Source organism: Synechococcus sp. CC9616 (assembly GCF_000515235.1).
Lineage (GTDB): Bacteria > Cyanobacteriota > Cyanobacteriia > PCC-6307 > Cyanobiaceae > Parasynechococcus.
The window spans coordinates 334,865-360,911 of sequence record NZ_KI911558.1 but is presented as its reverse complement, the minus strand read 5'-3'; the positions used below and the strand labels follow the sequence as shown (position 1 = coordinate 360,911).

General features: G+C 53.1%; 33 protein-coding genes. 20 read left to right on the top strand and 13 right to left on the bottom strand.

The window, feature by feature from the left end; translation table 11 throughout:
• The first annotated feature begins 4 nt into the window (after nucleotides 1–4).
• Together folP and SYN9616_RS0102150 are read left to right on the top strand one after the other, a co-directional pair.
• Nucleotides 5–823 (top strand): dihydropteroate synthase, encoded by an 819-nt coding sequence (gene folP, locus SYN9616_RS0102155; protein ID WP_028951667.1) that lies wholly within the window; start codon nucleotides 5–7, stop codon nucleotides 821–823.
• Complete coding sequence (locus SYN9616_RS0102150) at nucleotides 820–1,809, top strand: GlcNAc-transferase family protein (RefSeq protein ID WP_028951666.1); 990 nt, start codon at nucleotides 820–822, stop codon at nucleotides 1,807–1,809. Before folP ends, SYN9616_RS0102150 begins: the two co-directional genes overlap by 4 nt.
• Nucleotides 1,810–1,829: 20 nt before the next feature.
• Here the strand turns inward: SYN9616_RS0102150 and SYN9616_RS0102145 are convergent, their stop codons facing one another.
• Complete coding sequence (locus tag SYN9616_RS0102145) at nucleotides 1,830–5,840, bottom strand: magnesium chelatase subunit H (protein WP_028951665.1); 4,011 nt, start codon at nucleotides 5,838–5,840, stop codon at nucleotides 1,830–1,832.
• A 116-nt stretch (nucleotides 5,841–5,956) separates the two neighbouring features.
• On the opposite strand from SYN9616_RS0102145, the gene dapB reads away from it, so the two are divergent.
• From dapB to SYN9616_RS0102120, 5 genes are all read left to right on the top strand, one after another.
• Complete coding sequence (gene dapB / locus SYN9616_RS0102140; protein WP_028951664.1) at nucleotides 5,957–6,790, top strand: 4-hydroxy-tetrahydrodipicolinate reductase; 834 nt, start codon at nucleotides 5,957–5,959, stop codon at nucleotides 6,788–6,790.
• A 10-nt stretch (nucleotides 6,791–6,800) separates the two neighbouring features.
• Nucleotides 6,801–7,451, top strand: a complete 651-nt coding sequence (locus tag SYN9616_RS0102135) for a hypothetical protein (protein ID WP_028951663.1) — start codon at nucleotides 6,801–6,803, stop codon at nucleotides 7,449–7,451.
• A gap of 73 nt (nucleotides 7,452–7,524) precedes the next feature.
• The gene (locus tag SYN9616_RS17815) at nucleotides 7,525–7,773 is read left to right on the top strand and encodes a high light inducible protein (RefSeq protein ID WP_028951662.1); all 249 of its coding nucleotides are present in this window, start codon (nucleotides 7,525–7,527) and stop codon (nucleotides 7,771–7,773) included.
• Nucleotides 7,774–7,811: 38 nt separating this feature from the next.
• A complete protein-coding gene (locus SYN9616_RS0102125) occupies nucleotides 7,812–8,960 on the top strand; it encodes an FAD-dependent monooxygenase (protein WP_028951661.1) in 1,149 nt (382 codons plus the stop codon).
• Nucleotides 8,961–8,981: 21 nt separating this feature from the next.
• A complete protein-coding gene (locus SYN9616_RS0102120) occupies nucleotides 8,982–9,194 on the top strand; it encodes a DUF2949 domain-containing protein (protein WP_028951660.1) in 213 nt (70 codons plus the stop codon).
• On the opposite strand, the gene SYN9616_RS0102115 is transcribed toward SYN9616_RS0102120, so the two are convergent.
• Entirely contained in the window at nucleotides 9,185–9,724 is a 540-nt protein-coding gene (locus SYN9616_RS0102115; protein ID WP_232199899.1) for an adenine phosphoribosyltransferase, read from the bottom strand. The genes SYN9616_RS0102120 and SYN9616_RS0102115 overlap by 10 nt on opposite strands.
• A 22-nt stretch (nucleotides 9,725–9,746) precedes the next feature.
• Here SYN9616_RS0102115 and SYN9616_RS0102110 point away from each other — a divergent pair, with 22 nt between their 5' ends.
• Genes SYN9616_RS0102110 through SYN9616_RS0102095 form a run of 4 tightly spaced genes read left to right on the top strand, consistent with a single transcriptional unit; the run spans nucleotide 9,747 to nucleotide 11,605 of the window.
• On the top strand, nucleotides 9,747–10,283 hold the full coding sequence (locus SYN9616_RS0102110) for a DUF3038 domain-containing protein (protein WP_028951658.1): 537 nt from the start codon (nucleotides 9,747–9,749) through the stop codon (nucleotides 10,281–10,283).
• Between the two features lie 10 nt (nucleotides 10,284–10,293).
• Entirely contained in the window at nucleotides 10,294–10,932 is a 639-nt protein-coding gene (locus SYN9616_RS0102105) for a DUF4335 domain-containing protein (RefSeq protein ID WP_028951657.1), read from the top strand.
• Between the two features lie 56 nt (nucleotides 10,933–10,988).
• The gene (locus tag SYN9616_RS0102100) at nucleotides 10,989–11,234 is read left to right on the top strand and encodes a hypothetical protein (RefSeq protein ID WP_028951656.1); all 246 of its coding nucleotides are present in this window, start codon (nucleotides 10,989–10,991) and stop codon (nucleotides 11,232–11,234) included.
• A 5-nt stretch (nucleotides 11,235–11,239) separates the two neighbouring features.
• A complete protein-coding gene (locus SYN9616_RS0102095) occupies nucleotides 11,240–11,605 on the top strand; it encodes a hypothetical protein (protein ID WP_232199898.1) in 366 nt (121 codons plus the stop codon).
• Here the strand turns inward: SYN9616_RS0102095 and SYN9616_RS0102090 are convergent.
• Complete coding sequence (locus SYN9616_RS0102090; RefSeq protein ID WP_028951654.1) at nucleotides 11,590–12,054, bottom strand: hypothetical protein; 465 nt, start codon at nucleotides 12,052–12,054, stop codon at nucleotides 11,590–11,592. The two genes, SYN9616_RS0102095 and SYN9616_RS0102090, sit on opposite strands and share 16 nt — an antisense overlap.
• Before the next feature lie 143 nt (nucleotides 12,055–12,197).
• Here SYN9616_RS0102090 and SYN9616_RS0102085 point away from each other — a divergent pair, with 143 nt between their 5' ends.
• On the top strand, nucleotides 12,198–12,926 hold the full coding sequence (locus SYN9616_RS0102085; protein WP_028951653.1) for a response regulator: 729 nt from the start codon (nucleotides 12,198–12,200) through the stop codon (nucleotides 12,924–12,926).
• Nucleotides 12,927–14,194: 1,268 nt separating this feature from the next.
• Here SYN9616_RS0102085 and SYN9616_RS0102070 read toward each other — a convergent pair.
• Nucleotides 14,195–14,332, bottom strand: a complete 138-nt coding sequence (locus tag SYN9616_RS0102070; protein WP_028951650.1) for a photosystem II protein Y — start codon at nucleotides 14,330–14,332, stop codon at nucleotides 14,195–14,197.
• A gap of 238 nt (nucleotides 14,333–14,570) precedes the next feature.
• Here SYN9616_RS0102070 and SYN9616_RS0102065 point away from each other — a divergent pair, with 238 nt between their 5' ends.
• On the top strand, nucleotides 14,571–14,798 hold the full coding sequence (locus SYN9616_RS0102065) for a hypothetical protein (protein ID WP_028951649.1): 228 nt from the start codon (nucleotides 14,571–14,573) through the stop codon (nucleotides 14,796–14,798).
• A 256-nt stretch (nucleotides 14,799–15,054) separates the two neighbouring features.
• Here the strand turns inward: SYN9616_RS0102065 and SYN9616_RS16990 are convergent, their stop codons facing one another.
• The 3 genes from SYN9616_RS16990 to SYN9616_RS0102050 all read right to left on the bottom strand — a co-directional run bounded on the left by SYN9616_RS16990 (nucleotide 15,055) and on the right by SYN9616_RS0102050 (nucleotide 16,812).
• On the bottom strand, nucleotides 15,055–15,525 hold the full coding sequence (locus SYN9616_RS16990; protein WP_198015119.1) for a hypothetical protein: 471 nt from the start codon (nucleotides 15,523–15,525) through the stop codon (nucleotides 15,055–15,057).
• 393 nt (nucleotides 15,526–15,918) lie between these two features.
• Complete coding sequence (gene fldA / locus SYN9616_RS0102055; RefSeq protein WP_028951648.1) at nucleotides 15,919–16,428, bottom strand: flavodoxin FldA; 510 nt, start codon at nucleotides 16,426–16,428, stop codon at nucleotides 15,919–15,921.
• A gap of 90 nt (nucleotides 16,429–16,518) precedes the next feature.
• Nucleotides 16,519–16,812: a 2Fe-2S iron-sulfur cluster-binding protein gene (locus SYN9616_RS0102050; protein WP_037990592.1), complete on the bottom strand. Its 294-nt coding sequence runs from the start codon at nucleotides 16,810–16,812 to the stop codon at nucleotides 16,519–16,521.
• 573 nt (nucleotides 16,813–17,385) lie between these two features.
• Between SYN9616_RS0102050 and SYN9616_RS18170 the strand changes: the two genes are divergently transcribed.
• On the top strand, nucleotides 17,386–17,868 hold the full coding sequence (locus SYN9616_RS18170) for a DoxX family protein (protein WP_071991402.1): 483 nt from the start codon (nucleotides 17,386–17,388) through the stop codon (nucleotides 17,866–17,868).
• 196 nt (nucleotides 17,869–18,064) lie between these two features.
• Here SYN9616_RS18170 and SYN9616_RS0102045 read toward each other — a convergent pair whose 3' ends face one another.
• Nucleotides 18,065–18,430: a hypothetical protein gene (locus tag SYN9616_RS0102045; protein WP_028951646.1), complete on the bottom strand. Its 366-nt coding sequence runs from the start codon at nucleotides 18,428–18,430 to the stop codon at nucleotides 18,065–18,067.
• Between the two features lie 256 nt (nucleotides 18,431–18,686).
• On the opposite strand from SYN9616_RS0102045, the gene SYN9616_RS16265 reads away from it, so the two are divergent.
• Nucleotides 18,687–19,190, top strand: coding sequence for a photosystem I reaction center subunit XI (locus tag SYN9616_RS16265; RefSeq protein WP_071991401.1), 504 nt, complete (start codon nucleotides 18,687–18,689; stop codon nucleotides 19,188–19,190).
• Nucleotides 19,191–19,884: 694 nt separating this feature from the next.
• Here SYN9616_RS16265 and SYN9616_RS16985 read toward each other — a convergent pair.
• Complete coding sequence (locus SYN9616_RS16985; RefSeq protein WP_156918628.1) at nucleotides 19,885–20,028, bottom strand: high light inducible protein; 144 nt, start codon at nucleotides 20,026–20,028, stop codon at nucleotides 19,885–19,887.
• 237 nt (nucleotides 20,029–20,265) lie between these two features.
• Here SYN9616_RS16985 and SYN9616_RS0102025 point away from each other — a divergent pair, with 237 nt between their 5' ends.
• Nucleotides 20,266–21,618 (top strand): ATP-binding protein, encoded by a 1,353-nt coding sequence (locus SYN9616_RS0102025; RefSeq protein ID WP_051410914.1) that lies wholly within the window; start codon nucleotides 20,266–20,268, stop codon nucleotides 21,616–21,618.
• A 29-nt stretch (nucleotides 21,619–21,647) separates the two neighbouring features.
• On the top strand, nucleotides 21,648–22,571 hold the full coding sequence (gene ppk2, locus SYN9616_RS0102020; RefSeq protein WP_051410913.1) for a polyphosphate kinase 2: 924 nt from the start codon (nucleotides 21,648–21,650) through the stop codon (nucleotides 22,569–22,571).
• 18 nt (nucleotides 22,572–22,589) lie between these two features.
• Here the strand turns inward: ppk2 and SYN9616_RS0102015 are convergent, their stop codons facing one another.
• Nucleotides 22,590–22,817, bottom strand: a complete 228-nt coding sequence (locus SYN9616_RS0102015; protein WP_028951642.1) for a hypothetical protein — start codon at nucleotides 22,815–22,817, stop codon at nucleotides 22,590–22,592.
• A gap of 122 nt (nucleotides 22,818–22,939) precedes the next feature.
• Between SYN9616_RS0102015 and SYN9616_RS0102010 the strand changes: the two genes are divergently transcribed.
• Nucleotides 22,940–23,155: a hypothetical protein gene (locus SYN9616_RS0102010; protein WP_037991181.1), complete on the top strand. Its 216-nt coding sequence runs from the start codon at nucleotides 22,940–22,942 to the stop codon at nucleotides 23,153–23,155.
• Nucleotides 23,156–23,233: 78 nt separating this feature from the next.
• Here SYN9616_RS0102010 and SYN9616_RS16260 read toward each other — a convergent pair whose 3' ends face one another.
• Complete coding sequence (locus tag SYN9616_RS16260) at nucleotides 23,234–23,470, bottom strand: hypothetical protein (RefSeq protein WP_071991400.1); 237 nt, start codon at nucleotides 23,468–23,470, stop codon at nucleotides 23,234–23,236.
• 178 nt (nucleotides 23,471–23,648) lie between these two features.
• On the opposite strand from SYN9616_RS16260, the gene SYN9616_RS0102000 reads away from it, so the two are divergent.
• Nucleotides 23,649–24,290 (top strand): DUF938 domain-containing protein, encoded by a 642-nt coding sequence (locus SYN9616_RS0102000; RefSeq protein WP_028951639.1) that lies wholly within the window; start codon nucleotides 23,649–23,651, stop codon nucleotides 24,288–24,290.
• Between the two features lie 48 nt (nucleotides 24,291–24,338).
• Nucleotides 24,339–25,358: a mechanosensitive ion channel domain-containing protein gene (locus tag SYN9616_RS0101995; RefSeq protein ID WP_037991179.1), complete on the top strand. Its 1,020-nt coding sequence runs from the start codon at nucleotides 24,339–24,341 to the stop codon at nucleotides 25,356–25,358.
• Here the strand turns inward: SYN9616_RS0101995 and SYN9616_RS0101990 are convergent.
• Nucleotides 25,319–25,636, bottom strand: a complete 318-nt coding sequence (locus SYN9616_RS0101990; protein ID WP_156918627.1) for a Tat pathway signal protein — start codon at nucleotides 25,634–25,636, stop codon at nucleotides 25,319–25,321. The two genes, SYN9616_RS0101995 and SYN9616_RS0101990, sit on opposite strands and share 40 nt — an antisense overlap.
• 61 nt (nucleotides 25,637–25,697) lie before the next feature.
• Nucleotides 25,698–26,045 (bottom strand): hypothetical protein, encoded by a 348-nt coding sequence (locus tag SYN9616_RS0101985; RefSeq protein ID WP_051410912.1) that lies wholly within the window; start codon nucleotides 26,043–26,045, stop codon nucleotides 25,698–25,700.
• Nucleotides 26,046–26,047 lie beyond the last annotated feature (2 nt).

Sequence of the window (26,047 nt, the reverse complement as noted above, 5' to 3'; positions counted from 1 at the left end):
GTTCATGCGCTGGCCGACAGGCTGGCGCCAGCGCACCGCTGTGATGGGTGTGATCAACATCACGCCGGATTCCTTCAGCGATGGTGGGCGCTTCCTGCAGCGGGATCGCGCCGTTGCTGAAGCCGCCTTCCAACTTCAGCAAGGCGCTGATGTTCTCGATCTCGGAGCCCAGAGCACAAAACCCGGCGCTGAGGAGGTGGGAGCTGAGGAGGAGCTGAAGCGACTGCTGCCTCCCCTTCGTGAGATCCGGAGTCGGTTTCCCGAAGCTTTGATCTCCGTCGACACCTTCCTCGCCCCTGTCGCGGAAGCCGCTCTTGCCGCCGGCGCCGACTGGGTGAACGACGTCAGTGGAGGACGTCGTGACTCCGCCATGCTCCATCTGGTGGCCTCCGCCGCATGCCCTGTCGTGCTCATGCACAGCCGTGGCAACAGCCGCACCATGGACCAGCTGACCGACTACGACGATGTAGTGCAGCAGGTGCGTCGTGGCCTGCTGGAACGCACAGAGGAGGCTTTGGCAGCGGGGATTCCAACCACTGCCATCATCTGGGATCCCGGCCTGGGCTTCGCCAAGACCCATGAGCAGAACCTTGCCTTGTTGAAAGGTCTCGAGCAGCTCACCCAGGACGGATTCCCACTACTGATCGGTCCATCCAGGAAGCGCTTCATCGGTGCTGTTCTCGATGAACCCAGACCACGCGCCAGGATCTGGGGGACTGCTGCAGTGGCCTGTCGTTGCGCCCAGGCCGGAGCAGCCGTGCTGCGGGTTCACGATGTCGGACCGATCCGACAAACCCTTTCCATGGCCGCTGCCCTGTGGTGAGGCCAACGATCTTCATCCAGATCGCGGCCTATCGCGATCCAGACCTGCCGGCGACGCTGCACAACTTGCTGGCGATGGCGACAGATCCCGCTCGCTTGCACATAGGCATCTGTCTGCAGTTAGCCGAGAACGATCCAGCCGATTGGGATGCGGCGGCCTTCCCCGACCATCCCCAGCTCTCAGTGATCCGCTATGCGGCCAGGGACAGCCAAGGCGCCTGCTGGGCTCGTCACCAAGCACAGCAGTTCTTCGCGAATGAGACCTTTGTGCTCCAGATCGATAGTCATATGCGCGCTGTTCGCGACTGGGATGAGCTGTTGATCCAAACCTGGGCGGAATGCCAGGACCCCATGGCCGTGTTGAGTGTTTACCCAAACGGTTTTGAGCCCCCATGCGAACTGCAGTGCGACAGGCTTCCGGTGATGGCCGCCCATCATTTCGATGACTACGGGATCCTCAAATTCCAGGGCATCAGCCGTTATCGCCTGCCCGAGCAGCAACCCAAAGCGCCTGTGCCCAATGCCTTTGTGGCGGGTGGATTTCTGTTCGGGCCTGGAGGGCTTGTCAACCTGGTGCCCTACGACCCAAAACTCTATTTCTACGGCGAGGAGATCTCCTTATCCGTAAGGCTCTGGACCCACGGTTTCAACATCTACTGCCCTCACCGTTTGCTGCTGTTCCACCTCTACAAAACAAGCAACGGCGAAGGTGATCTTTCCGTGCAGCACTGGTCAGACCACAAGGACTGGTTCCTGTTGAATCGTCGCTCGTTGGTGAGGGTGCACGCCTTATTGGACAGCCTCGTTCAAGCACCACTGGATCGACTCAGTCCCACGATGGACGACGTGGACGATCTCAACCTGTACTGGCTCGGAGCCGAGCGGAGCCTGGATGACTACCAGCGCTGGGCCGGGGTGCATTTTAAGAATCGCAGCATCTCACAGCCGGCCCTGGAGGGCCGGTTCAGTGGTGGTTCGGAGCCTTAACCGATCGTTGCGCTGAGTATTCAGCTTGTGGTGACGCCCTCAATGCGGTCTTCCACCTCCTGATAGAGCTCCTGCAGTTGCTGAATGTTGTCGTCTGAAGTTTCCCAGTAGCCGCGACCATTCACCTCAAGAAGGGTGCCAACGATCCGACGGAAGCTGTGGGGGTTGAGCTCCAGCAGACGCTTTCGCATCTCAGGGTCGTTGATGAACGTCTCGTTGGCCTCTTCGTAAACGAAATTGTCGACAGCACCGCTGGTGGCACTCCAGCCCAGGGTGAAGTTGAGGCGTTTAGCGACCTCTCTCACACCCTCGTAGCCGGAATCAAGCATTCCCTCGTACCACTTTGGATTCAGCAGCTTTGTGCGGGAGTCGAGACGGATCGTCTCACTCAGGGAACGGACCTGAGCGTTGGCCGTGGTGGTATCGGCAATGAAGCTGGTGGGCTCCTTGCCGTCATCCCGCAACCCCTTGATCAGCTTGGTGGGATCGGAGTCGAAGTAATGGCTCACATCTGTGAGTGAAATCTCGGCAGAGTCGAGATTCTGGAATGTCACATCAGCGGTTTTCATCACACTTTCGAACACCTCACGCTTCTGGTTCATCTCACCGGGATTGTCGGCATTGAACGCGAAGGTTTTCCGGGAGAGATACATCTCCTGAAGTTCGTCTTCCTCCTCCCAGCTGGAGTTTTCAACCGCCAGATTGACATTGGAGCTGTAGCTTCCGCTGGCATTAGAGAAAACGCGACAGGCGGCATCCCGAAGGTTGGTGCCCTCTTTTTCAGCCTGTTCGAGGGCATGCCTGCGCACGAAGTTCTGCTCGAGGGGCTCATCAGCCTCAGCAGCCATCTTCACAGCCTGATCGATCAGTGCCATCTGATTGATGAACAGATCCCGGAAAACACCGGAGCAATTCACCACCACATCAATCCGGGGTCGACCAAGCTCCTCAAGGGGGATCAGCTCAAGTTTGTTGACTCGGCCAACGGAATCCGGCATGGGTTTCACACCAACAAACCAGAGGATCTGAGCCAGGGATTCCCCGTAGGTTTTGATGTTGTCGGTTCCCCAGAGAACGCAGGCGATGGTTTCGGGCCAGGTGCCCTGTTCCTCACGCTGGCGCTCGATCAGTTTGTCCACGACGCCCTTGGCTGCGGCCACTGCAGCGCGGGTCGGAATGGCTTGGGGGTCGAGTGCGTGGATGTTCTTGCCACTTGGAAGAACACCGGGGTTTCGGATCGGATCACCGCCAGGACCCGGCAGGACATATTCACCATCAAGAGCTTTCAACAAGCTCTCCATCTCCATATCGGCGCAGATCTGCTCAAGACAGAAGCGCAAATAAGCGAAGAGTTTGTCGAGCTCGGTGGAATCGATCTGGGTGAAGCCGGCAGAACAGCAGGCGCGCAACCAGGGGGAGGGCAACTGCAGACCGAATCGACTCAGCAGGTCGTAAAGCCAGCCGAAACTGTTGCGCAGAGTGACTCTGCCGTCGCGTCCGGTCAGGGAGCGCACCATGGCCCCGATGGCAGCGCGGGATGTCTCAGTGATGGTGCGATTGAGCTCCACATCGGCAAGGACACCTGAGTCGTTGCCGCTGTAGACGTCTTCAATGGTGCGACCCATCGCTTCCGCCAACAGTCCCGGCAGGGAGCGCAGTCCATCCTCCTCACGCTCAAGAGCAGCGATGCTCACAAGAGTGGCGACGGCTTCTTCAGCCGTGGGAGGCTTGCCAATGGTGTGCAGGCCGCAGGGAAGCAGACGACTTTCGATCTCCATCAGCTGGCGGTACACCGCGCCAACCAGGGCATCACGACCGTCCAGATCCATGCCTGCTGCATCCTGATCCGGCAGGTTGACGTCTTTATCGAGATTGCACTGACGCGCGGTTTCCACAATCGAGTTGACGATCTGAACGCCCCTGCCGCCTTCGCGTAGTTGCTGGTATGAACCAACCAGTTCACCCAGTTCCTTCAGCCCCTTGTAAAGACCAGCATTTTCTGCAGGGGGTGTGAGGTAGCTGATGGTGGAGGCGTAGCCACGACGTTTGGCAATGGTGGCTTCAGAAGGGTTATTCGCCGCGTAGTAATAGAGGTTCGGAAGAGCACCGATCAGGCTGTCCGGATAACAGGTCTCGCTCATGCCCATCTGCTTTCCAGGCATGAATTCCAACGAACCATGGGTTCCGAAATGGAGAACTGCATCCGCACCCCAGATCTTCTCCAGGTAGGTGTAGTAGGCCGCAAAACCATGGTGAGGACTGGCGCTGCGGGAATAGAGCAGACGCATCGGATCACCCTCGTAGCCGAAGGTGGGTTGAACGCCGACGAACAGGTTGCCGAAGTGACGGCCAAAAACCAGAAGATTCTGTCCATCGCTGTTGAGGTTGCCCGGAGGCTTGCCCCAGTTCTCTTCGAGACGCTCGGAATAGGGCGTCAGACGCTCGTACTCCTCAACGCTCATGCGATGGGCGATTGACAGTTCAGGAGCACCCTGAATCGCTTCCGGATCATTGATCACCGCATCCATCAGAGCCTTGGGCGTCCGGGGCAGATCCTTGATGTCGTAGCCCTTTGCCTTCATCTCCTCCATCACCCGATGGATGGATCCGAAGACATCGAGGTAGGCGGCCGTGCCGACATTGCCCTTGTCAGGCGGGAAGCTGAACACCGTGATCGCCAGCTTCTTGTCTGCACGGGGCTTGATTCGCAGCGACGACCAGCGGATGGCACGTTCAGCGATTGCGTCCACCCGATCCTGCAAGGTGTGAGCCTTACCGGTGGCATCGTCGCGGCCGGAGAGAACGATTGGCTCGATCGCTCCATCCAACTCGGGAATGGCGATCTGCAGGGCAACCTGAACCGGATGCAAACCGAGGTCGCTGTCCTCCCACTCCTTGGTGGTTTGAAACACCAGTGGCAGGGCAACCATGTAAGGACGGTTGAGTTTCTTGAGGGACTCAATCGCCTTGGGATGGTCCTGGCGGGCTGGACCACCCACCAAAGCGAATCCTGTTAGGGAAACGATTCCATCCACCAGCGGTTGTTCTGGATTGATGGGGTCATAGAAAAAGGCATTCACCGGTTTGGAGAAATCCAGACCACCGCAGAAAACGGGAATCACGCGTGCACCGCGGAACTCCAGCTCCTGAATCATTGCCACGTAATGGGCGTCATCGCCGGTGACAATGTGACTGCGCTGGAGCACCAGGCCAATCACCGGGCCGCTGAGGGCCTTTTCACTCAGGTCGTGACGGCTGGCTGTCCAGTTCAGGTACTCCTTGAGGTCCTCGAACATCGACGGAGCCAGTGGATGCCAGATGCCGAGATCTGGGAAGACTTCCGGATCGGCGACATCCAGCGCTGGACGTTCCGAACCTTCGGCCGCTGGGAAGACGTATTTGTCCGCCAGCATCAGCAGGAAGTTGCGCAGGTTATCCGGCGTTCCCCCAAGCCAATACTGAAAACTGAGCATGAAGCTGCGGGCATCCTGCGCCTTCTCCACGGGCAGGTACTTGAGAACCGTCGGCAGCGTGTTCAGAAGTTTGAGCATGGCGTCCTGGAAGCCAGCGCCTCCGGCTTCCTTCCGCTTCTTCATGAAGCCGGCGATCGCGCTCTTGCTCTGGCCCAGCTGGGCCATTGAAAAACTGCCGAGCTTGTTGAGGCGCATCACCTCCGGCATGGAGGGGAAAACCACGGCGGCCTTGAGCCGATCGCGATGCGGCGCAACGGCATCCACAACTTTCTGAGCCAGATCCTCGATGAAGATCAACGAGGCAATGAAGACATCAGCCTGAGCTACATCCGCGCAGAAATCGGCATAGTTACTTTCGTCCCTGAGTTCTTCAATCAGATATCCGCTCAGCTCGATTCCTAGTTCGGCATTGGCGGCGTTCAACGCTGTCGCAGCCTGGGTCAACGCGTTCTGGTACTGCGGCTCAAGAACCACATACACCGCTTTCATCACGGAACGATGGTTCTGACCATCAACAGGAGCGACTCGGCGATCGGCGGAGCGGACCTGTGTGAACATCGGCGCGACTTGAGCAATGTAAAGAACCATACGGTCAGGCCAGGATCGCAGCGCCGAATGACACGTGGGCGTTACACGAACAGCCCCATAGGCTTTGGGGCGTTCGCGGCACTTCGATGAGCTCCTCCGTTCCTGTTGTCGTGGCTGGTGCGCTTGGCCGTATGGGTGCCGAAGTGATAAGGGCTGTGATCGGTGCCGACGACTGCACCCTGGTGGGCGCGATCGATAACACCCCAGGCAAAGAGGGAGCCGATGTGGGCTTGGAGCTGGGCTTGGGTGAGCTTGAGATCGCCGTCACCTCCGATTTTGAAGGCTGTCTCTGCGCCGTCAGCCAGTCCGTGAGGGACAACGATGGCGGGGCGGTTCTGGTGGATTTCACCCATCCATCAGTGGTCTATGACCACACCCGGGCTGCCATCGCTTACGGGGTTCATCCAGTGATCGGAACCACCGGCCTGACTCCCGCCCAGATCAACGACCTTCGGGACTTTTCCGCGAAGGCTTCAATCGGTGGGGCTGTCATTCCCAATTTCTCCGTTGGAATGGTGTTGCTCCAGCAGGCTGCTGCGGCAGCAGCGCGTTTTTATGACCACGCCGAATTGACGGAACTGCATCACAACCGCAAGGCGGATGCCCCCAGCGGCACCTGCATTAAGACGGCTGAATTGATGGAGGAGCTTGGCAAAAGCTTCAATCCCCCTGAGGTTGATGAACATGAATCCCTGCAGGGCAGCCGTGGCGGACTGAGGGAAAGTGGATTGCGTCTCCACTCCATCCGACTGCCTGGATTGGTGGCGCACCAGGAAGTGATGTTTGGGGCGCCAGGTGAGAGCTATACCCTCCGACACGACACCATCGATCGCTCCGCCTACATGCCTGGGGTCCTGCTCACCGTTCGAAGGGTGCGTTCCCTTGCGGCACTGGTTTATGGCCTTGAGCGACTGATCTGAGGTTGTTGCGGTGCTAATTCCCCTTCGACCTGGAGAACTGCAACGGCTGATTCCCGCTGTGGCTACGGGCAATCAGTTCCGCGTGTGCCTGGGCTCCCCCCGGGACATTCTTCAGCGCGTGATGATTTCAACGATCGGCGGGGTGCTCACCCTGCTGATCAGTCAGAGCCAGATGACCAGCCGCTGGGGCCCGTTCTGGCTCGTCGTGGGTGTGGTGTTTCTGCTGTATCTGCTATGGGGACCGATCCTGCAGGCCGGTCAACGCAACTCCGGACTGCGCCGCTACCCGTCCGCAGCGCTGTTTGAGGGGGAAGTCGCTGAGGTGAGCACACGTGAGCGTGTCGAGGGAAGCCGCGAACAAGCCAATCAACGCGGCGAACTGGAGCTTGTGGAAAAACGTCGCACCTGGATGTTGCTGGATTTGGTGGATGAGGACGGCTATCTGGGCCGTCTGTCCTTCCCCATGGAAAAACGACATCAGGTCATCAGAGCCGGCAGCGTGATCCGCTGCCTGGTTCTGAGCGAGCGCAAAGATTTCTCCAAAATTGGAGCCATCAGCGATGCCTGGCTCCCGGGCCTGAAGATTTGGGTCGGCGACTATCCCTACCTACTGCGTCCAGCCTTTGAGGAACTCTGTCAACTGCGCCTGGCTCGGCGCTGACCTGACGCAGGCGGGTTTGAACATATTTCTTAATCCTGGTTTACACTTCGTTGTAATCAAGCGTTTTCACGTCATGGCTCAATCCACTTCGTCCCCCGTTATCCGCGGTGCCACCGTCACCACCGAAGACGGCGGACGTTTGAACGCCTTCGCTGCGGAACCCCGCATGGAAGTCGTTGAAGTTGAGCAGGGTTGGGGATTCCACGAACGCGCAGAAAAGCTCAACGGCCGCATGGCCATGCTCGGATTCATCGCTCTGCTTGCCACCGAGCTTGCGATGGGTGGTGAAGCCTTCACTCACGGGCTGCTGGGTCTGGGCTGAAATCGCAGCCAAGGCTGGAGGTTCGCCACACTCCGTGGATGGCCTCCAACCTTTCCTCAGCGATCCACATACTCGGAGCTGGACCCAGCGGCGCTCTCACGGCGCTGTCACTGGCTCAGCTGGGACATTCCGTTGATCTTGTCGATCCCAAGAGCGTTGATGAGCTGAAAGCCCGAAGCAGGGCTTACGCACTGACCCATTCCAGCCGACGTCTGCTCGAAAAACTCAGTCTCTGGACTGAATTGCTGCCAACCCTTGTTCCATTTCAGGAACTTGATCTCAGCGACGCAGCTGTTGATCGTTCGGTTTTGTTTTCGTTGCAGGATCTCGATCCTTCATCGCAATCCCACGGTGCCATCGGCTGGATCCTGGACCACCGCCATCTCATGGAGGCCTTGCTGGAGCGATTGAGGGCTTCAGAGGGTATTCATCTGCATCTGGGCACGACTCCTCCTCAGCCTCACAACGACTCACTGGTTATCGCTGCTGATGGTCCCGGCTCCCCGGCACGGCAGGCCTGGGGAATCAAGACCTGGTCGCATCGCTACAAGCAGGGCTGCTTGACAGCGAAAGTCGTGCTTCGAGGCATCGACTCAGGCAAGGCTTATGAGCTGTTTCGTCCGGAGGGCCCACTGGCAGTCCTGCCCCTTGCCGACGGCTGTTTCCAAGTGGTTTGGAGCGCACCTATGGATCGCTGTCTGGACCGGGCCGCCCTGGCGAAATCTGCTTTCCTGGATCAGCTCGCAGGGGTATTGCCGGAAGGCATCGAGCCCGACCTTCTGCTTGATCAACCCGCTGCCTTCCCGCAACAGTTGATGCTGGCCCGCAGGCTGTCCTCAGGGCGAGGAGTGCTGGTTGGTGAAGCAGCTCACCGATGCCACCCCGTCGGTGGACAGGGGCTCAACCTCTGCTGGCGGGATGTCGAAACGCTTGCGGCGCTGGCTCAACAACCCCATTCGGCCCGAAGAAAGGCTCGTCGTTACGCAAGAAAGCGCTTGCTGGATGTTGCCTTCGTCAGCCTGGCCACAGATCTGCTTGTGCGGCTGTTCTCAAACCGTCAGCCGATTCTGTTGCCAGTTCGCAGCATGGCCTTGATGCTGCTGCACAAGCTGCCCCTGTCCAGGCGCCTCAGCCTTCGTGCAATGACCAATGGACCACTGCGGATCCTCAGTCCCTTGCCAGACTGATCTTGATCAGATCTGGGATCGATGGTTGTTTGTAGTCATCCCCAGCCCATGCCTTCCGAAGCTCTGCAGCGTTTTTTGCAGCGACGCCTTGGCTTGAGCACGAATGCCCTGAATCTGGGCCTGCGACAGGCTGAACTCGAACAGGCCCCGCTGCCGATCGTGCTCTGGAGTTTTGGACTGCTGAGCCTCGAACAACTGCAGCAGGTTTTCGACTGGCAAAACGCTCAGGAATAACCAAAAAGGGCCTGACAGGGCACATCCCCGGGAAGAGCCTGGCGCCCCTGCAGGCCAGTCAATTCGATCAGGAAGGAAAATCCGGCCAGGCGTCCCCCGGCACGCTTCACGAGTTCGCCAGTCGCTGCTGCCGTGCCACCGGTGGCCAGCAGATCGTCAACGATCAGAACAGAGGGATTGTCTGTCAGGGCATCACTCTGGATTTCCAGGCGATCCGTGCCGTACTCCAGGGCGTAATCGATTCCGATCACGTCGCCGGGAAGTTTGCCGGGTTTGCGCACAGGCACGAATCCCAGACCTTGGGCCTGGGCAAGAGCTGCACCAACAAGAAAGCCTCGCGCCTCAATTCCCACAATCAGATCGGGCTGCAGCTCGGTACAGATGGCACCAAGCTGACGCAAAGCCTCAGCAAACGCTTCTGGGGACTTCAGCAGGGGGGATATGTCACGAAACAGAATTCCGGGCTTGGGAAAATCAGGAATCGCTCGGATAAAAGACTCAAGGTCCAAAGCTTGATGACGCAGAGGCATGACCCCTGGCATCATCGCAGCCATGACTGAAGCTCCATCGCAAAGCGGCTCCCGGCTCAGCCGCAGGGGGGTTGAGCGCCTCGACCTGCTGCTGCTCACCATCGAAGCCCTTGATCTCAATGGCGGAGAGGCCATGCTCTGGACCAGCCAACAGATGGGGTTGCAGGAGCGATTCCCGAACCGCGTTGAATTGTGGAAGCGGCGGTGTCACAACCCTTTGAGACGCTCAACCCGCCGGGAACCGATGGATCCCATCGACGCCGAATCACTGATCTGCCTGGTGTGTGCGATGGCCGAAAGGCTTTACCCGATGCTGCATCAGCTGCTCTCAGCACGGGAGCCGGAACAGCTCACACAACAACGTTGGGGCCTGCTCGATGAACGATTGCGGGATTTGATTGAAGAACGGATGAATCCACGACGAGGCGCCGTGGTTCGATTGCTGGATCCACTTCAGAGCGAAGGTCTGCAGAGGCAGTTGGTGAACACCCTGGCCCTTGTTGCTGGTCCTGGAGGCATTGATCGCCTGCGCGCAACCCTGCTGGATCCAACACCCTGATTTCAAGACCATGCAGAAGAACACCTACCGATACGAACAAACGGCAGCCCGCTTGGTTGTGGAGGGCTATCCCGACCTGTCCGCCGATCAGGGCAACGACAGCATCGGCATCCTGTCCGGATGGCAGCTCCAGCTTGTGGCAGCCCCGGAGTTGGAAGGCACTCGTGAACATCTCGAGGCCCTGATGGCGGTCGTCATGCCCTACGCCCGTCATCAGCTGTCCGGGGTCGGCCGTCGCTTTGAAAACGATCAGGGCTTTGTAGTCGTCTCTCCCGAGGGAAGCCGTCATCAACTTGAGCTGCGCAGCAGCCGCGACGGGGTCGAGCCGCTGAAACTGCTTCTTGATGACGCTGAACTCAGCGACCTTGTGCGTGTTCTGGATCGCCTCAGGCTCGATCAACGGGTCCACCTGTCCTGGCAGCTTCCTGTCGATCAGCCGCTGGCCCGCCACGAACTGGTGGAGCGGATCCCGATCCAGCGCCGCTTTGGAGCCCCTGTGCTCGGCGGTCTTGCCCTGGCCGTCAGCGCCCTGGTTGCCATGGTGATCCCCTTGCCGAACAACGAGATTCCGCAACCGTTGCCAGAAACAGCAGCAGAAACAAATGAGACCAGAACCGACGCAGCGGACAGCAGCGAAGCGGAACGTTGACTCTGCAGGCGTGACGACCAGAATGATGACTCTGGTCACGCGCAGGTTTCGGCTTCATGGTGGCCAGCTGGTCCGAACTACGACGACGGGTGGCCAGGATGGGAGCTTCGCTGGATGTTGTCGTTCGCAGTGATCCCGAAGTTTGCGGACTCAGCGGTTCCGGGTATCACCTGACGCTGCATCACAGCGGCTACGGCGACTGCACCGTCGGCCAGCTCACCCTGATCGACTGCCCGAATGAGCTGGTACTGATCGAGTTCGAACGCTGGATGCGGGGCGCTGGCCACCAGTTTGTGCCATGACCTCGATGAGACCTCCAAATCATCGAGACCCACGCTCGCGACGTGTCTTCCAGAGACGTCGAAGGGTTCCAGCTGGTGTTGTGTTCCGCCAGCTGTCGGCGGTGCTGCTGATGCTGGCCGGAGGCAGCGGCATCATCATCGGGATCCAGCAACTTCCCGAGCAGGTTGACGTTGTCTTACTGGTGAGCGAGGCCGTTGCCGATCTCATCCGCGGCGTGCAGCAATTGCTCGAAGCGTTCCTCGGACTTGCCGCCGTCGTCTTGATCGCAGCACTCGTGATCTTGGCCACCGTCCTGATCCTTGGTGGACTCTGGCGGTTGCTGCGATTAATCCGAATGCTGACCGGCAAGCCAACTCAGGGGCGACGCTGAGGAGGAGCCAGAGAGCGCTGGCTGTCCCAGAGTTCCTGAAGTGTGATGCTGCCATCACCATTTCGATCAAACCCATTGAACTGACGTTCCAGCCAGGGAATCGAGCTGGCCTCACGGCGGCTCAGTCTCTGGTCGTTGTTTTGATCGGCCTTGCGGAAGCGACGTTTCAAACGGCGGCCGCTTGGAGCATCCGGCGTGGGCCCGAAATCATCAATCACGAGATAGCTGCGGTTCTTTTGACGCTTCAACCGGCGCTTGAGCGCGCGATGGCCGTCCAGTTCACCAGCATCCAGACGACCGTCTCGATTGACATCGAGACGGATGAACATCTCCTCCATCCGGTTGTTGTAAACACGCATGACCTGTCCGCTCGGGCCAGCCAGGGCTGAGCCAGACAAAACAAGGATGAGGGGCAGCAATCGCACCCCAGATCTCTTCAGGACAGTCATGGCAACAGCCTATGGACGGGACCCGGAGCTGACGATGACTGAAACATGACCGGCAGCCTGCAGCTGTGACAGGGTCCATCCACGTCGCGACAGAGCAGCAGGCTCTGCATACGATCGACAGACAACCTTTCTGGCTCGTCAGCATGACCCGAGAGTCAATGGTCTGGGTGGTCGACGATGACCCGGAACTCCGAAAGATGGTCGGGACTTACCTGCTTGACCAGGGTTATGACGTGCGTTGCCTCTGTGATGTCAAGCAACTCGAGGCTCGACTGGAAATTCAACGCCCTGATCTGCTCGTCCTCGATCTGATGATGCCGGGTGACGACGGACTGACGGCCCTGCGTCGACTCAGGGATGCCGGCGATGATCTTCCGGTTGTGATGCTGACGGCTCGAGGGGAGGCCGTTGATCGCATCATCGGCCTTGAACAAGGCGCCGACGACTACCTGGGCAAACCCTTTCTGCCACGTGAACTCACGGCCCGAATCGAGGCTGTCTTGCGGCGTCGCAGCACCATGCCCGCGGGCACCCCTGTGGCGGAGGGCGGTCAGGTGCGCTTCGGAGACAACGTGCTCGATCTTTCAGCGCGCACCCTGTTCAAGGATGGGGTTCCGGTTGTGATCACCAGTGGGGAATTCAGTCTGCTCGCCTCGTTCGTGCAGCACCCGCACCGTCCCCTCTCCCGAGACCGACTGATCGAACTGGCCCGTGGCCCGGGCTGCGACACCGACAGCCGCAGCATGGACGTACAGGTGTCCCGGGTACGCAAACTTGTGGAACCGGATCCAACCCGTCCGCGCTATGTCCAGACCGTTTGGGGCTATGGCTACGTTTTCGTGCCAGACGGCGAACCTCGCTCGAGAAAATAATTCTGCGACAGGTCTGCTCATTGGCGACGAGCCCAGAACAGACCCAATGAAACCGAAACCAGGATTTGAGGAAGACTCTGCCCTCAGACGTACGCACGGGTTGGCATGGACTCTTCAGCAGACAAGCAAGAGGATGACAGCCATGGTTTTCCTTTGGATATACCAGGAAACAGCCTATTGACCCAACGTGGTGAATTGTATTCGGTGAGGTCGGCGTTTAGCCTGCGCAAAAGTATTCAAATTTAAATCAGCAGACTTGCCATTATGAGATAAGCGAATGAATCATTTTACGTCGCGCAATAAATCAATTAAACATCATATCAACGCACGAGTGCCATAGTGATGAGTGGATAAATGTATCAAATGCTTGAAGCACAAATTTCAGCAGCCAGATCGATGCAAAGGCTAATACGATCAAAAGCATTCGCGTCCACTTGCTTTTTATTTTTAATCGCGAGCGCCTTGTTTCAGATACTCATGAATAGCGATGACCTGACAAGCTTCTTTGTTGCCGTCATGCCAGCACTCACAGTCATAACAATGGCATGGCTGGCTGTCATTCGACTAACCTTCCCCAAACCAGACAATGCTTGAATCAATCAATAACTTGCCCAGGGGATTTAGGGGCTTGGGCTTTGCATTTTTTATGTGCGGCGCTTTTTTCCATTGCATCGATTTCTTAGGGGTCGAACAAACCCTGGAATGGGGAACAGGGATGGGCTTTGTACTGACATTGGCTCTTACACTCTATTTTTGGGGCAATTATATCGTCAGGAACAAATCTTGGAGATCGATATTCTGAAACATTAGACATGTCAAGCGCCAAAGAAACACAACGGCATAAAACCACGCAAACATCGAAGCTCATAACATAGACATAGCTCGAAATGGATACACGATTACAGCCAGAGGCAGAAACAATATCAACCTTGCATTCACGCATCAAGCCAATACTCATCGTGTACCACACACACAAATCGCCAACGAAATACGTTAGGCCTACCTCAATTCGCCAGCCTGCCAGGATCCAGCCTCAAACATCAACGCAGACTGGAAGAGCAAACTCAAAAGCAGCCTTAACAACTAAAGTTTCTGAAGACAATTGACCGGAAGTCCGCCGCATATTGATACGATAAATGGGGTCGTCACCATGGCGACCAACAACAAGCCTGTCGGCTGTGGTGTTGATTGACGTGTCGAAAGGACCAGGATTCCCACACAAATAAGGATATAGCTGAATAAAAAAAACAAAGATTTGAAGGAAACTTTCATTTGTTCTGGGTATTTTTCTTGAAATCAAGCAGAGCAATCTGTAACTGACCCAACGCAGCTCGACCAATATTGTAACCAGCCCAAGAGAGGGCTAAAAGCACTGGGACGATTACAGCAACAATCCGGAAATCCATGCATGCAACGAAAGATGAAGGTCCACTAATATCAAGAAAAATTTTAGAGCAAACGCGTGAACATGAACCAACAAAATGAACAATCAAGTTTAAAATTTTACTCAACCGCGGCAATCATTTTGCATGAATTATATTTAACTGATTCCAATATTCCTGCTTACCTAATCTCGTCAAATCTGATTGTGATTCAAAAGAGGACGCGACTAATTTATTAAAGGACTTAGAACCGTGGTACAAAATGATCGAGCCAAATTGGGATTATTTTATTAACGCACCTTTAAACCAAGGAATCATTCGCTTTGAAACCAAAACAGAAAGGGCGCTTCATGCCAAAGTTGTGGCGTCTGAAGCAAACTGGATAGAATATCAAAGTAACGAACGTTTGGTGAAATGGTGGGAGGCAAAAAAGGATTTAGAGGCCTTTCAGCAAGGGCAGGAGGATAGGCGAAGTATGAAGAAGTCTTGAAAGGATCTTTCACCAGTTGCAATTCCTACACAGCCTAGAAAACACCATTCATTCACCCATTTTAGGAAGAGCTTAAATACTTACTTATGATTTTTTAAAATCCAATTTCAATCGTCCCAGAGCCCTCTTGAAGCAATGGCTTGTATGAAACAACTCCTCGAAAGAGTTGTCACGAACCATTGGAAATTTGCGTCTCTCAGCAAGTAAAATTAGAAACAAGCAGCTACAAAAACCGAGCATAGACTATAAAAAATTTTTAATTCTGTGAATCAAGACTATACAGCGATTGCACTTCTTTTATTAACTGCCATACCTCTAGCTGCGGTTGCGGCAACAGCTTTTTTCTATGTGCGGAATAATACTCGTAAGACTCCACTCGGAAGAGAAGATTTTTACCGATAATCAAACTGATCATATGATCTCTATCACAATCTGATATCCAACCATCGTCCTCAGAGATTTGGTGGGTTCGGCTTGGACGCCATACTCCAAGGAGAGATAATGGATGATTTAATGATTCAAGATCATGACTGGTAAGAATTTCGCTCGAGCTGAAATCTTGTGAACATCTGATATGAGCTAAAAGATGACCAAAGATTTGTGATTGAGACCAGTGTCTTTCGCTGGTTATTAATCGTAACTCGGTAGTCAAATTCCAAGCTTGGCCCAGTCTTTTTGTTGGATAATCGACCACCTCAAAACGCATCATGAGGGAAGAAATGATCACCACCCCTTGATGATTTGATCGGATAGCGATTTACACGCTGCAGTAGCACGATGAACGCCAAGCTGTTTTAGGGCTTTCCCATTCAGGTGAATACTCAGAGGTTCGAGCATCCTTCAAGGGTCTTACCTTCCAATACCAACACATTTCTCCGAAAAGAAGCAAAGGGGCATCCTTTAAGGAATAGGTGAAATCAATATTCATGAGCTCCTAACGATGTTATTAAATGACAATGACCCCGTTATTACATCGCCGCAGAGCATGAAGCCCAGGGAAAATTGCAAGAACCATCAATAAGCCAAACTTAGACTTCAAGAAGGAATTATGGCCAGACCTGGAATTGACTGTTTGACCTATAAAGTTAAATCCAGAGCTCCCCTAATTAATAGAAAATCCTTAAACCTGAGAAGTAATTTGGGCCACCCATTGTGAAAGCCTTCTTTCGGTTTTTTCAGATTCATTGTCTTCATCAATGGGAAGACCGCAAAACAATCCGTCGATATTACTTTTTGAGTGGTCAAAAATATAATCTTCGGCTGGCACCTTGCCGATGATGGTAGCCCCAGTGTTTAAGAATGCTGTGTAAAGCTCTTCCATTGCGTCGCAAAAGTACTTGCTAAATGCAGCAGAGTCACCAAGACCTACAATGGCCACAACAGTATTTGAAAAATCGAGTCCTCGAATATTATCCAAATGTTGATCCCAGGATGTTCCTGATCTTTTTTCAGGTGCACCGGTATTCCAGGTTGGTATGCAACAGACCAATGCTTCGGCTGCCGTTAAATCGCTTGTCTGCCCGACGTAGTCAAGATCCTTTAACTCCGAGCTTGGAATTAATTGTTGCAATCGTTCGGCAATATTTTCGGTATTTCCAGTAGCTGTCGAATAAACAATCGTAAATTTCATACCCTTAAATGAATTACCTTATCGAAAAAAATACCTAACTAAAAACATTTGACCACTTCCCCTGTAGAAAATGTTTTACTTCGTCGTTAGTCAGTAAAGCTGATCTTCTACGTCACTCTCGACAACCAAATCTGAGGTTGGATAACACACGCACAACAGAGCAAAGCCAGCTTCTAGTTGGTCGTCGTCAAGAAAACTCTGGTCACTTTGATCTACTGTGCCTTCAAGAATTTTGCCTACGCACGTAGAGCACGCACCTGCTCTACAGGAATATGGAAGATCAACACCATTCTCCTCTGCAGCATCAAGAATATATTGGTCTTCAGAACACTCAAACGATTGACTCTTGTCATCGAGCTTCATCGTGATTTGATGCATCAACATTTTAAAAATTCCCACCACAATTCAATTGTGGTCACATACTCCACAGAATGCCATTGACTGCATTAAATGTTTTGATTCATACAATAACATCAAGATGTCGCAAATGTACTTGGCGGTATCATTTGCATTGAATATTTTGAAATATAGTCAAGAATTTATTTGAAGGCGTTACTGCTATTGACCACCTTTCTTGAAAAACAAGTGATATTGTACTCATATCATCAGTTCCTTTATGGAAAAGATTAAAGCAACCAAATAGGCAATTTGAAAATTGGTTAAGAACAGCATTCGCCGAAAATTTAATTGATCTTCTTCCTACCACTTTGCGCTGTACTATTCATACCGACAGTTCAATATCCTCAACTATATTCTTGAGCGGCAGTTGTTTTTAGATGTCAAACGTAGGGTGTACTAAATGACTTGGCCCAATGTTTCTTAATGCATTACCGCTTGCACATATATGGATACAGATCATTACCATTGTCCTGTAAAATGTTAAATTTGCAACATTGCATTATCACTATTTCTATCATCAGCAAAGGCTGACGTTGTTTAGTGTAATAGTGTCGCAAAATGATTATGCAAACAAGACTTGCATTTAGCCTTTTTGAATCTGGGGTAATTATCCTGATTCGATTTTTGGTGTCAATATTGATGTTCCATCACGGCCTCGAAAAACTATCTGACCCCCAAGGATTCACTACATTTGTAATAGATAAATATTTCAGCTATCTACCACTAAGTCATCTACTATGGACATATTTTGCAGCATATACTCAATTAATAGCATCGGTATTGGTTGCCCTTGGAATTTTTTTCAGGCCTGCATTAATAAGCCTATCTATGACCATGTTATTTGCTTTGGTCTTTCATTTTCTCGACAGCGGTCTCCAAGGTGCACCTTTCGCAATCGTAGAAGCGCACAACTATGACTTTGAAACATCGGGCTTATATCTAATTACATATCTGTCGCTCATAGTTACAGGTGCAGGACAACTAAGTCTTAGTCATATCATTTCCAGATTTGTACCAAAAACCATTAGGTGGTTCGCCTGAATGAAACCATGCTGAATAATTCTTGTCTTTACCTTTTTCTGTATGCATATTTGTTCTTGGGCTCATTTATTTCTGCATATATATTTAATCAATTAAAACTTATGTTAATATCGATATAGAATTATAATTAATTCGAGGAAATTGCACGAGCAAAATATCTACAGACGTAAAGAATAAATGAGCTGATTAAGAGAATTCAATACGAAAAACCTAGTGAGGCAAATGTCCCTTTGCTTAAGACAATCAGAATTGCGGTGGACGTGAATGCAATAAGACTGACATTCACCAAATCAAAAATAATCGGACTTTTAGCGCCTGCAATATTTATATCCTTGGCTTGATTATCCTCGTCCCAATAACCAAATACAAAACCTTTTTTTAATTGAAGATTTCTTGAAGCAGAAATTGCACTATATCCATACTTTTTAATGATTGCATTCTGATTTTGTATTTTCAGCGATTCCTGAATAAATACTTTCTGAGTCCATTTGGCATGAGTAACGATACCAATAGCGATCCAAAGGATGGAGCTCAGCCCGATGACTGCACTGAGATAGATCATCTTTTATTTTTATTGTATCCATGATCTCATCCTATGATGATAAATATAGACATTGACAGCTTACTATATTGTCAATTTCGCATATCATTTGCTATCTAAGTAGGTCTATTGTGATCGAATAATGCTTGCCAATGTTCGCAATTGAGGCATGAATGGTCTTCAAGCAGAAGCTTCCGTTACACGGAAATAGATCAATCGTTCTCTTGAACCATTCGCCGTTGCCAAAAATGGTCAATGAGCACCGTCTTCAGAAATAATGACAGAGCTTCAAAAAATCTCCAAAAGTCTTGTCCGGCCAGTTCAGGATCCGTGCGTCGGAGATCTCGTAACACCAGTCAACAGCAGCTTTCTGATCAAGTTTCTGATCAATCAGTTGCCGGTGTACCGACAAGGTCTTTCACCCTTGACGAGAGGTGTTCAACTAGGGGCTTCCTTCGGCTACATCCTTTACGGGCCCTTTACTCTCCTTGGACCGATGCGATCAACTGAATATGGAACATTGATCGGTTTATTCTCTTCCGTTGGTGCTATCCATATTCTTACAGCCTTGTTTTTTCTCTACGGTCAGGGCGGCGGAAAATTTTATAACCCTCTTCCCAGCCCCACCGTTGCCCAACCTCCCATTGAATTGTTCAATCGATCAAGCTGGGGGGACTTTACTAATGGCTTTTGGTTAGGAGGTTGCGGTGGTGCATTATTCGCCTGGTTTTTATACACCAACGCCTTCATTAGAGAGATCTACAGTGTCTTTTTTGGGTAAAATTAATAATCCAACAAATTACTTTTTAAGCATCCTTAAATCATATCTAGATCCAATTAATCCACCAAAAAACGATCTGAGTAGCAACAATTTCTTTTTGTATTATTTTGCATCTTGGTCTCGTAACAATGCTCTTCTATCTTGAAATGCGTTAAACCGCATCAAATTTGTAATGCAATTTTATTGGGAAATCGTACAGTCAATGTTTTATTTCGCCTTTAGATATGGCAATCTCGAGATGAGCAACCTCAGCGCTTTAGCAATTGCCTTAACAGGAGTGGTCTCCATTATTTTTTTCGTCGTGGCTTCTCTCAATACGGACACACAAGGATTGATCGATTCAGCCATTAAAAAGACAGACGAGACTTAACATCCTTTCAGATTTTTGGAATATGCGCTAAAAATCAAAACAATATTTTCGTCGTTTTGTTTCTAGAATGGGCACATAATATTTTGCAAAATATAGACTCGACACCAACCAGCATAACCTGACATTTCTAATCGTGCGATATTCCAAATCCAAAACGTTTTCAACGTCTCAGACCATATTTCGAAAAGAAAACCTCTTGAGCAAAGAAAGTTTTCAATCAATCAAATCATATTGCCCATAATTCGTCGCACTGACGGTAGAGAGGGTTCTACATTGAAGCCCTCTCGAAAAAAATTGAACCAAAGGATTGTCCAGATGTTCGATTTAGTTGAAGATGCCAAAAACCTGCTGGATGATTCCCTGGCCTGTAATCCATTCGGTAACCAGCCCGATGGTCAGCCCGAGCATTGCAAGTCTGCCGTTGAGTTTTTCATTGAAAACCTTCGTCGGATCGGGAGCGGAAGCCATGGAAGCTGATTAACTCCGCCAATTGTAAAGAGATGTTAACCAGTCCTGATGTGTAATTTTTTACATGCTCTGACCCAGGTTTCGTTGACCGAAAAAATCCAATCACTTGGTTTTCCAACTAACTTTCGATTTTTGTACTGAACCAGGGCATCGTTGCGGCAACTTATTAGTAGTGCTCTTGCGGGTGATTGAAAGGCCAATTCTTCATACCAGACGCAACGCTGCGGTCCCGCTGAGATGAGCCGGGCCATCCCCTGGTGGAGGCTGATCCTCAGACTCAGCCTCTGGAGCGGATTACTGCTGGGCAGCTGGATGCTGTCTCTGCTGCTGCTGCAGGCGCTGTTCGGCCGTCAACTCGAACGCCTCCAGACCGTTCAACTCGGTCGTGAGCTGGCGTTGAGCATCCGCCTCACCGAACTGACGTTGGAGCGATACCCGCCGATCCTGATCAATGAACTCACGGGTCTTCAGCTGGCCGTGATCATCCAGCCACCTCGTCTACCGAGAACGCGGGGGGAAGGGGATTCGCGAATCACCGGCCTGCAACGAGAACTGTGCGCACGTCTGTCCCATTGCCCATTGGTCGTACCAGCCCGCCGATCCGGGACAAGCGATCAGGTTTGGATTGAGTTGATCTCCCCGCTGGAACCGGTCTGGCTGCGCGCTGAACTTCCCACGGTGCGCGCTTGGCCACCTGAACCGACATTGCTGATGGTGGGGCTGGCCGGTGCTGTGGTCATCACCGGGGTCGTGTACTTGCTCGTGGAAGTCGAACGGCCGCTTCGGGGCCTCGAACGAGCCCTGTCTCGCGTGGGTGAAGGCTCTGACCCACCGGCCGTACCCGCACGTGGAGCCCCGGAGGTGCAGCGCATCACCTCACGCTTCAATGCCATGGTTCTGCGCCTGGCCGCCAATCGCCGCGAACGGGCCACGATGCTTGCCGGCATCGCCCATGACCTGAGAGCACCGATCACCAGGCTGCAGTTTCGGCTCTCGATGCCGACGCTCAATCCCAGTGAGAAGGAGCGTTGCAGCAGCGATCTTGATGCACTGGAAAGGATTACGGACCAGTTTCTGCTGTATGCCGGCGGTGGGGAAAATGAAGCGGTGGTGACCTGTCCACTCGATCAATGGCTGGCAGAGGTGGTGGCCGGCTACTCCCCCGAACAACTTGAGCTTGATCTGAAACCCATCAACGCCCCTTTTCGGCCGGTCGCTCTTGGCAGAGCCGTGTCGAACCTGATCAATAACGCCTTCACCTACGGCACCGCACCCATCGTGGTGCGTCTACGACAGGAACAGAACGATCTCCAGATCGAGGTCTGGGATCAGGGTGAAGGAATACCAGCGGATCAGTGGGACCGCGCGCTGCAACCGTTTCAACGACTCGATGAAGCCCGCGGCGAACAGGGTCACTGCGGCCTGGGACTGGCCATCGTCAACCACGTGGTCGAGCGCCACGGCGGGACTCTCAAATTCCAGCTGGCCGACGACGCCGCGGGACCAGCTCCAGGCCGCTTTTGTGCCGCTTTATGCCTACCCCACAACACGTCGGCACAGGGAATATTCAAAAAAACTAAGTATCAATGACTTCTTAACCGGTCTCTGGCATGAAGGGAATGGAATTCAATCCTTCCTGGATGGGCAAGCACCACAAGCACGATATGGACGCAGTGCTCGATGCTCTAGATCACAGCGATAATGACGTCGAACACCCGCAAGACCTGCTAGTGGAGCTCCAAGAAGGCTTCTCCAGCGACCATAAGCGTCTCGAGAAGAAAAAATACGAAAAAGACCTGGCCAAGCTTCAATCAGAGCTGGTCAAGATGCAGTACTGGATCAAGGCGACCGGCTACCGCATGATCATCCTGTTTGAGGGACGGGATGCCGCTGGAAAGGGTGGCGCGATTAAACGACTCACCGAACCGATGAATCCCCGCGGTTGCCGGGTGGTTGCACTCGGCACGCCATCCGATCAACAAAAAACTCAGTGGTATTTCCAGCGCTACGTGGAACATTTTCCGAGCGCAGGGGAGATCGTGGTCTTTGATCGCAGCTGGTACAACAGGGCTGGTGTTGAACGGGTCATGGGCTTCGCCACCCCAGAACAGGTGGAGCAGTTTTATGTCACCTGTCCGCAGTTCGAGCGGTTGATCGCGCAGGACGGAATCCTGCTCCTGAAGTACTGGTTTTCAGTCAACGACGAGGAACAGGAAAAACGCTTCAAAGATCGCATTGAATCCGAGGAACGCCGCTGGAAACTCAGTCCCATGGATATCGAGTCTCGCAATCGCTGGGTTGAGTACTCCAAAGCGAAAGACATGATGTTCTCCAAGACGCACATTCCTGAAGCCCCCTGGTTCACCGTGGAAGCCAACGACAAGCGTCGTGCTCGTCTGAATTGCCTGAGTCATGTCCTGAGCAAAGTGCCCTATGAAGACATGACACCTGAGCCGATCGAAATGCCGGATCGTCCGCCTCAGGGCGAATACAAGCGTCCACCCTTCAACGAGCAGTTCTTCGTGCCGAACAACTATCCGTAGGACGATTGATGTCCAGGGTCAGAGTGGTTCGATCCAATCAACTCTGATCTGCGCATGCTCTATGGCCCGAGTGGGGATCCGGCACCCGAGGTTGACCTGTCCTTCATCCATCAGACGTCCGAGGCGTAAGGCCGTTGCAACCTCTGCACGGCTAAACCCGTCCTGATGGGCCGCCACCCAATCCACTTCATTCGGCGTGATAACGCCGCTGTTCAGGGACTCAAGGAACACTTCGCCGACGGTCATGGGAGCTTTGTAACGAATTTGTTACATCATGGCCGGTGAAGCCCTTGAGCTGTGGCTCCAACCCCCTTAAGGTGCTGTTCTTTCTCTCCCAGGAGAATTTGAGCGGGTCGTGGCAAGTGTTGATGCGGTGCGTGGCCAGCGGGTTGTTCCTGCTGGCTCATGGCCTGTTGGTTCTTGAACACATCGCGATGGGCACTGCTCTGCACGGCGTCGCCGAACTGTTTCTTGCCCCCTGGGCTGTTCGTCACCGTGCCTGGGATCTGATTGTGATCGGGTTGATTTTCTGTGTCTTCGATCTCTGGGGAACCGTTCGACTCACGGGCCTGGGAATCGCCTGAGTCAACCGTTGAGGCGCTGAAGCCAATAGCCGGCCACCTGCCAGGTCGACCAGAGGAACATCACCAGAAACAGCCAGTTCAGCCAGCCGGGACGTCGGTCGTTTTCGAACACCAATCGGAAGAGCGGAAGGACACGCCGGCACCGCCAGCACGCTTGAGATCATGCATCCCCTCCAGCTGGTTGTACACCGACAGCAACTGGCGACGAATGTGATCGGTATGGGGCAGGCCATCCAGCACCCGAAGCACATCCTCGAGAGATCGTTTTGCCTCCATCACCAGGCGGCAATCGGGGCTTCCGTGTTCGTCAATCATGCAGAGGTGAGCGACATCTCCATTCACGCCATGTCGACGAAACTGAGCTGTATGCGTCCATACCACGACGGCAACTTTCAGACTCCACTAATAGGTTCAGCCGGCTGAAGCGGTGGCAACCGCAAACTGCTGATCCAGGCGAGCAGCACAGCGGCCACTCCCTGCCCAGACTGATCCGATGATCAGCGACGACCAACGTCTTATCTTTCCAGCCACAGCCCGCAACCGAGAGCCGATTGCTGACGTTCTTGCCAACTGGCTCCCGAAATCGGGAACGGTGCTGGAGATAGCAAGCGGCAGCGGCGAACACGCCGTGGCCTTTCAAAGCCGCTTTCCAGGGATCTGCTGGCAGGCCAGCGATCTTGAACCGGAGCATCGGCGCAGCATTGATGCCTGGATCGCCGCATCAGGCCTAGACGGTCGCATGCCTTCAGCCCTGGATCTCGATGTAGAGAAACAACCCTGGGAGCTTCCGGCGCCAGTCATCACTGATCTGGCAGCTCTGGTCTGCATCAATCTTCTCCACATCAGCCCTGCCAACTGCACATGCGCCTTGCTTGAACAGGCAGGACGTCTCTTGCCTCAGGGAGCCCCCCTCATCATTTATGGACCCTTCAAAAGAGACGGAGGTCACATCAGTGAAAGCAATGCCACTTTTGATCGATCCTTGAAGGAGCGCAATCCGTGCTGGGGCGTGCGTGACCTGGAATGGCTGCTGGAACTCGCCAGCGAGCGAAACGCCTTTGAACTCAACGCATGCATCAGCATGCCTGCCAACAACCTTGCAATCGTGCTGAGTCGCAATCAATCATTGCCATGAAGGCAATTTAGAAGCAGAATACTTAACAAATTCCGCATTTAGATGATGATGCCCAAGGTTGTGATCGACCTGCTGATAGGAATAGGAATCACCCTGGCCACCTTACTGATCTTCAAGAAGGTGTTAACGCGTATCACAAAAAGAACAAAAACAGATTTCGATGATTTCGTCCTGAAAACATTATCGCAATCGATAATTCCTCTTGGCATTATACTCACTTTATACTTAATTAAAGAGGACCTCAGCCTTAACAAAGACATTCAGAACGTTTACGAAATTGCTCTCAGGGTGATGCTGACCCTGGTGTTCGTGCGCTTCTCCATTCGCGTCAGTTCCAGATTTGTGCATGGCCTGGCAAGAAGAACAGGCGACGAAGAATTAATGCACCTGGCGGAGGCATTGACTCCTCTTATTCAGGCCGCCATCTGGGCTGTTGGATTTCTTGCTTTGCTCCAGAGCATGGGCGTCAGCATGGGCGTCATCTGGGGCCTGCTGAGTGCCGGCGGCATCGGCATCGGCCTGGCTCTCAAGGAACCTGCCCAGGAATTATTCGCTTATTTGATGATCCTTCTGGACAAACCATTTACCGTTGGTCAGTTCATCAACATCGGATCTGTCTGGGCCTCGATCGAACATATTGGCGTACGATCCACCCGCCTTCGCAACCTGCGGGGGGAAATCATTGTCATGAATAATTCAGCTCTTACCAGCGGAACAATCTACAATTTTGCAGACATGAGTCAGCGCAGAATGATTTATAAGATCGGCGTCGCTTACAAAACCTCTGTCGACCTTATGCAAGAGATACCAACCCTTATTGAGAACATTGTCAACGCTGTTGAACATACAAATTTTAATCGCTGTCATTTCACCGAATTTGCTGATTCAAGCCTTAATTTCGAGCTCGTCTATTACATCGACACACGCGATTACACCATTGCACTCAACGCTCAACAGGAGATCAACCTCAACATCCTGAAGGCTTTTGCACAGCGTGGCGTCGAGATTGCATTCCCAACGCAAACGATTTACTTGGAGGGTGACGCCGTTGTCGGCAAACCCTCCTGACTGTTCAACGGCCCGAGCATGTCCCTGCGAAGCCAAAGTCCTCCTGTGATCAAAACCAACGTGACGGCCAACACTGCCAGGGGGATCCAGCGCCGTCGCTCCCCAGAAACACCGAGCTGATCGGCTGAAGAGATTCCATCCACACGTGATTGCAAGAAGGTGCCCTGGCGGCATGCGGAGCACAACGTGGTGCTAATTCCCGTGTTCTTGAGCTTGAAGCCGTAACGACCGGGAATTTCTACAGGAGCGCCGCAGTCGCGGCAGGTGAGCGCGAACACCGTTATTCCCGTCGGGACTCAAACCACACTGGCAGAGACCAGTGCAATGGCCCATACCGGCTTAATCCAGTGAGATCGGCCCCCGTGCGCAGATCGATCCCCAGCAAAGATCGTGACCGCTGGTCCAGCGCGGTTCCACAAAAATCCAGGACGCATCGTTGCCGATGCGCATACGGACGCGACCGCTGCCATCGTGCCGAAACTCAACGCGTTGCCTCTCCATCTCGAGGAACCAATGTTCTCCGGGTGACGGCTGACGCATCTGGCAGCTTGTCCACTGTTGATCGCCATGGCGACACTGCAAATCATCAGCAGCGGCATGAACACCCACAGCAATGCTGCTGACGCCCAACAGGGCGAGGCCAAGCAACCTGCAGCCCAGAAGCAGATCTGGAGAGACGTGGAACACGG

What these genes read in the sequence shown, in the direction of transcription:
- SYN9616_RS0102065 (WP_028951649.1), top strand. Translation starts at nt 14,571, where the DNA reads ATGATCGAGCCAAATTGGGATTATTTTATTAACGCACCTTTAAACCAA.
- SYN9616_RS0102115 (WP_232199899.1), bottom strand. Translation starts at nt 9,724, where the DNA reads ATGCCTCTGCGTCATCAAGCTTTGGACCTTGAGTCTTTTATCCGAGCG.
- SYN9616_RS0102125 (WP_028951661.1), top strand. Translation starts at nt 7,812, where the DNA reads ATGGCCTCCAACCTTTCCTCAGCGATCCACATACTCGGAGCTGGACCC.
- SYN9616_RS0101995 (WP_037991179.1), top strand. Translation starts at nt 24,339, where the DNA reads ATGCCCAAGGTTGTGATCGACCTGCTGATAGGAATAGGAATCACCCTG.
- SYN9616_RS16985 (WP_156918628.1), bottom strand. Translation starts at nt 20,028, where the DNA reads ATGGCTTCCGCTCCCGATCCGACGAAGGTTTTCAATGAAAAACTCAAC.
- SYN9616_RS16260 (WP_071991400.1), bottom strand. Translation starts at nt 23,470, where the DNA reads ATGATTGACGAACACGGAAGCCCCGATTGCCGCCTGGTGATGGAGGCA.
- SYN9616_RS0102145 (WP_028951665.1), bottom strand. Translation starts at nt 5,840, where the DNA reads ATGTTCACACAGGTCCGCTCCGCCGATCGCCGAGTCGCTCCTGTTGAT.
- SYN9616_RS0102095 (WP_232199898.1), top strand. Translation starts at nt 11,240, where the DNA reads ATGAGACCTCCAAATCATCGAGACCCACGCTCGCGACGTGTCTTCCAG.
- SYN9616_RS0102120 (WP_028951660.1), top strand. Translation starts at nt 8,982, where the DNA reads ATGGTTGTTTGTAGTCATCCCCAGCCCATGCCTTCCGAAGCTCTGCAG.
- folP (WP_028951667.1), top strand. Translation starts at nt 5, where the DNA reads ATGCGCTGGCCGACAGGCTGGCGCCAGCGCACCGCTGTGATGGGTGTG.
- SYN9616_RS0102105 (WP_028951657.1), top strand. Translation starts at nt 10,294, where the DNA reads ATGCAGAAGAACACCTACCGATACGAACAAACGGCAGCCCGCTTGGTT.
- SYN9616_RS0102050 (WP_037990592.1), bottom strand. Translation starts at nt 16,812, where the DNA reads ATGTTGATGCATCAAATCACGATGAAGCTCGATGACAAGAGTCAATCG.
- SYN9616_RS0102070 (WP_028951650.1), bottom strand. Translation starts at nt 14,332, where the DNA reads ATGGATTTCCGGATTGTTGCTGTAATCGTCCCAGTGCTTTTAGCCCTC.
- SYN9616_RS0102015 (WP_028951642.1), bottom strand. Translation starts at nt 22,817, where the DNA reads ATGACCGTCGGCGAAGTGTTCCTTGAGTCCCTGAACAGCGGCGTTATC.
- fldA (WP_028951648.1), bottom strand. Translation starts at nt 16,428, where the DNA reads ATGAAATTTACGATTGTTTATTCGACAGCTACTGGAAATACCGAAAAT.
- ppk2 (WP_051410913.1), top strand. Translation starts at nt 21,648, where the DNA reads ATGGAATTCAATCCTTCCTGGATGGGCAAGCACCACAAGCACGATATG.
- SYN9616_RS0102025 (WP_051410914.1), top strand. Translation starts at nt 20,266, where the DNA reads ATGAGCCGGGCCATCCCCTGGTGGAGGCTGATCCTCAGACTCAGCCTC.
- SYN9616_RS0102010 (WP_037991181.1), top strand. Translation starts at nt 22,940, where the DNA reads ATGCGGTGCGTGGCCAGCGGGTTGTTCCTGCTGGCTCATGGCCTGTTG.
- SYN9616_RS18170 (WP_071991402.1), top strand. Translation starts at nt 17,386, where the DNA reads ATGATTATGCAAACAAGACTTGCATTTAGCCTTTTTGAATCTGGGGTA.
- SYN9616_RS17815 (WP_028951662.1), top strand. Translation starts at nt 7,525, where the DNA reads ATGGCTCAATCCACTTCGTCCCCCGTTATCCGCGGTGCCACCGTCACC.
- SYN9616_RS0102100 (WP_028951656.1), top strand. Translation starts at nt 10,989, where the DNA reads ATGGTGGCCAGCTGGTCCGAACTACGACGACGGGTGGCCAGGATGGGA.
- SYN9616_RS0102045 (WP_028951646.1), bottom strand. Translation starts at nt 18,430, where the DNA reads ATGATCTATCTCAGTGCAGTCATCGGGCTGAGCTCCATCCTTTGGATC.
- SYN9616_RS0102085 (WP_028951653.1), top strand. Translation starts at nt 12,198, where the DNA reads ATGACCCGAGAGTCAATGGTCTGGGTGGTCGACGATGACCCGGAACTC.
- SYN9616_RS0102000 (WP_028951639.1), top strand. Translation starts at nt 23,649, where the DNA reads ATGATCAGCGACGACCAACGTCTTATCTTTCCAGCCACAGCCCGCAAC.
- SYN9616_RS0102110 (WP_028951658.1), top strand. Translation starts at nt 9,747, where the DNA reads ATGACTGAAGCTCCATCGCAAAGCGGCTCCCGGCTCAGCCGCAGGGGG.
- SYN9616_RS16265 (WP_071991401.1), top strand. Translation starts at nt 18,687, where the DNA reads ATGACAGAGCTTCAAAAAATCTCCAAAAGTCTTGTCCGGCCAGTTCAG.
- dapB (WP_028951664.1), top strand. Translation starts at nt 5,957, where the DNA reads ATGAGCTCCTCCGTTCCTGTTGTCGTGGCTGGTGCGCTTGGCCGTATG.
- SYN9616_RS0102090 (WP_028951654.1), bottom strand. Translation starts at nt 12,054, where the DNA reads ATGACTGTCCTGAAGAGATCTGGGGTGCGATTGCTGCCCCTCATCCTT.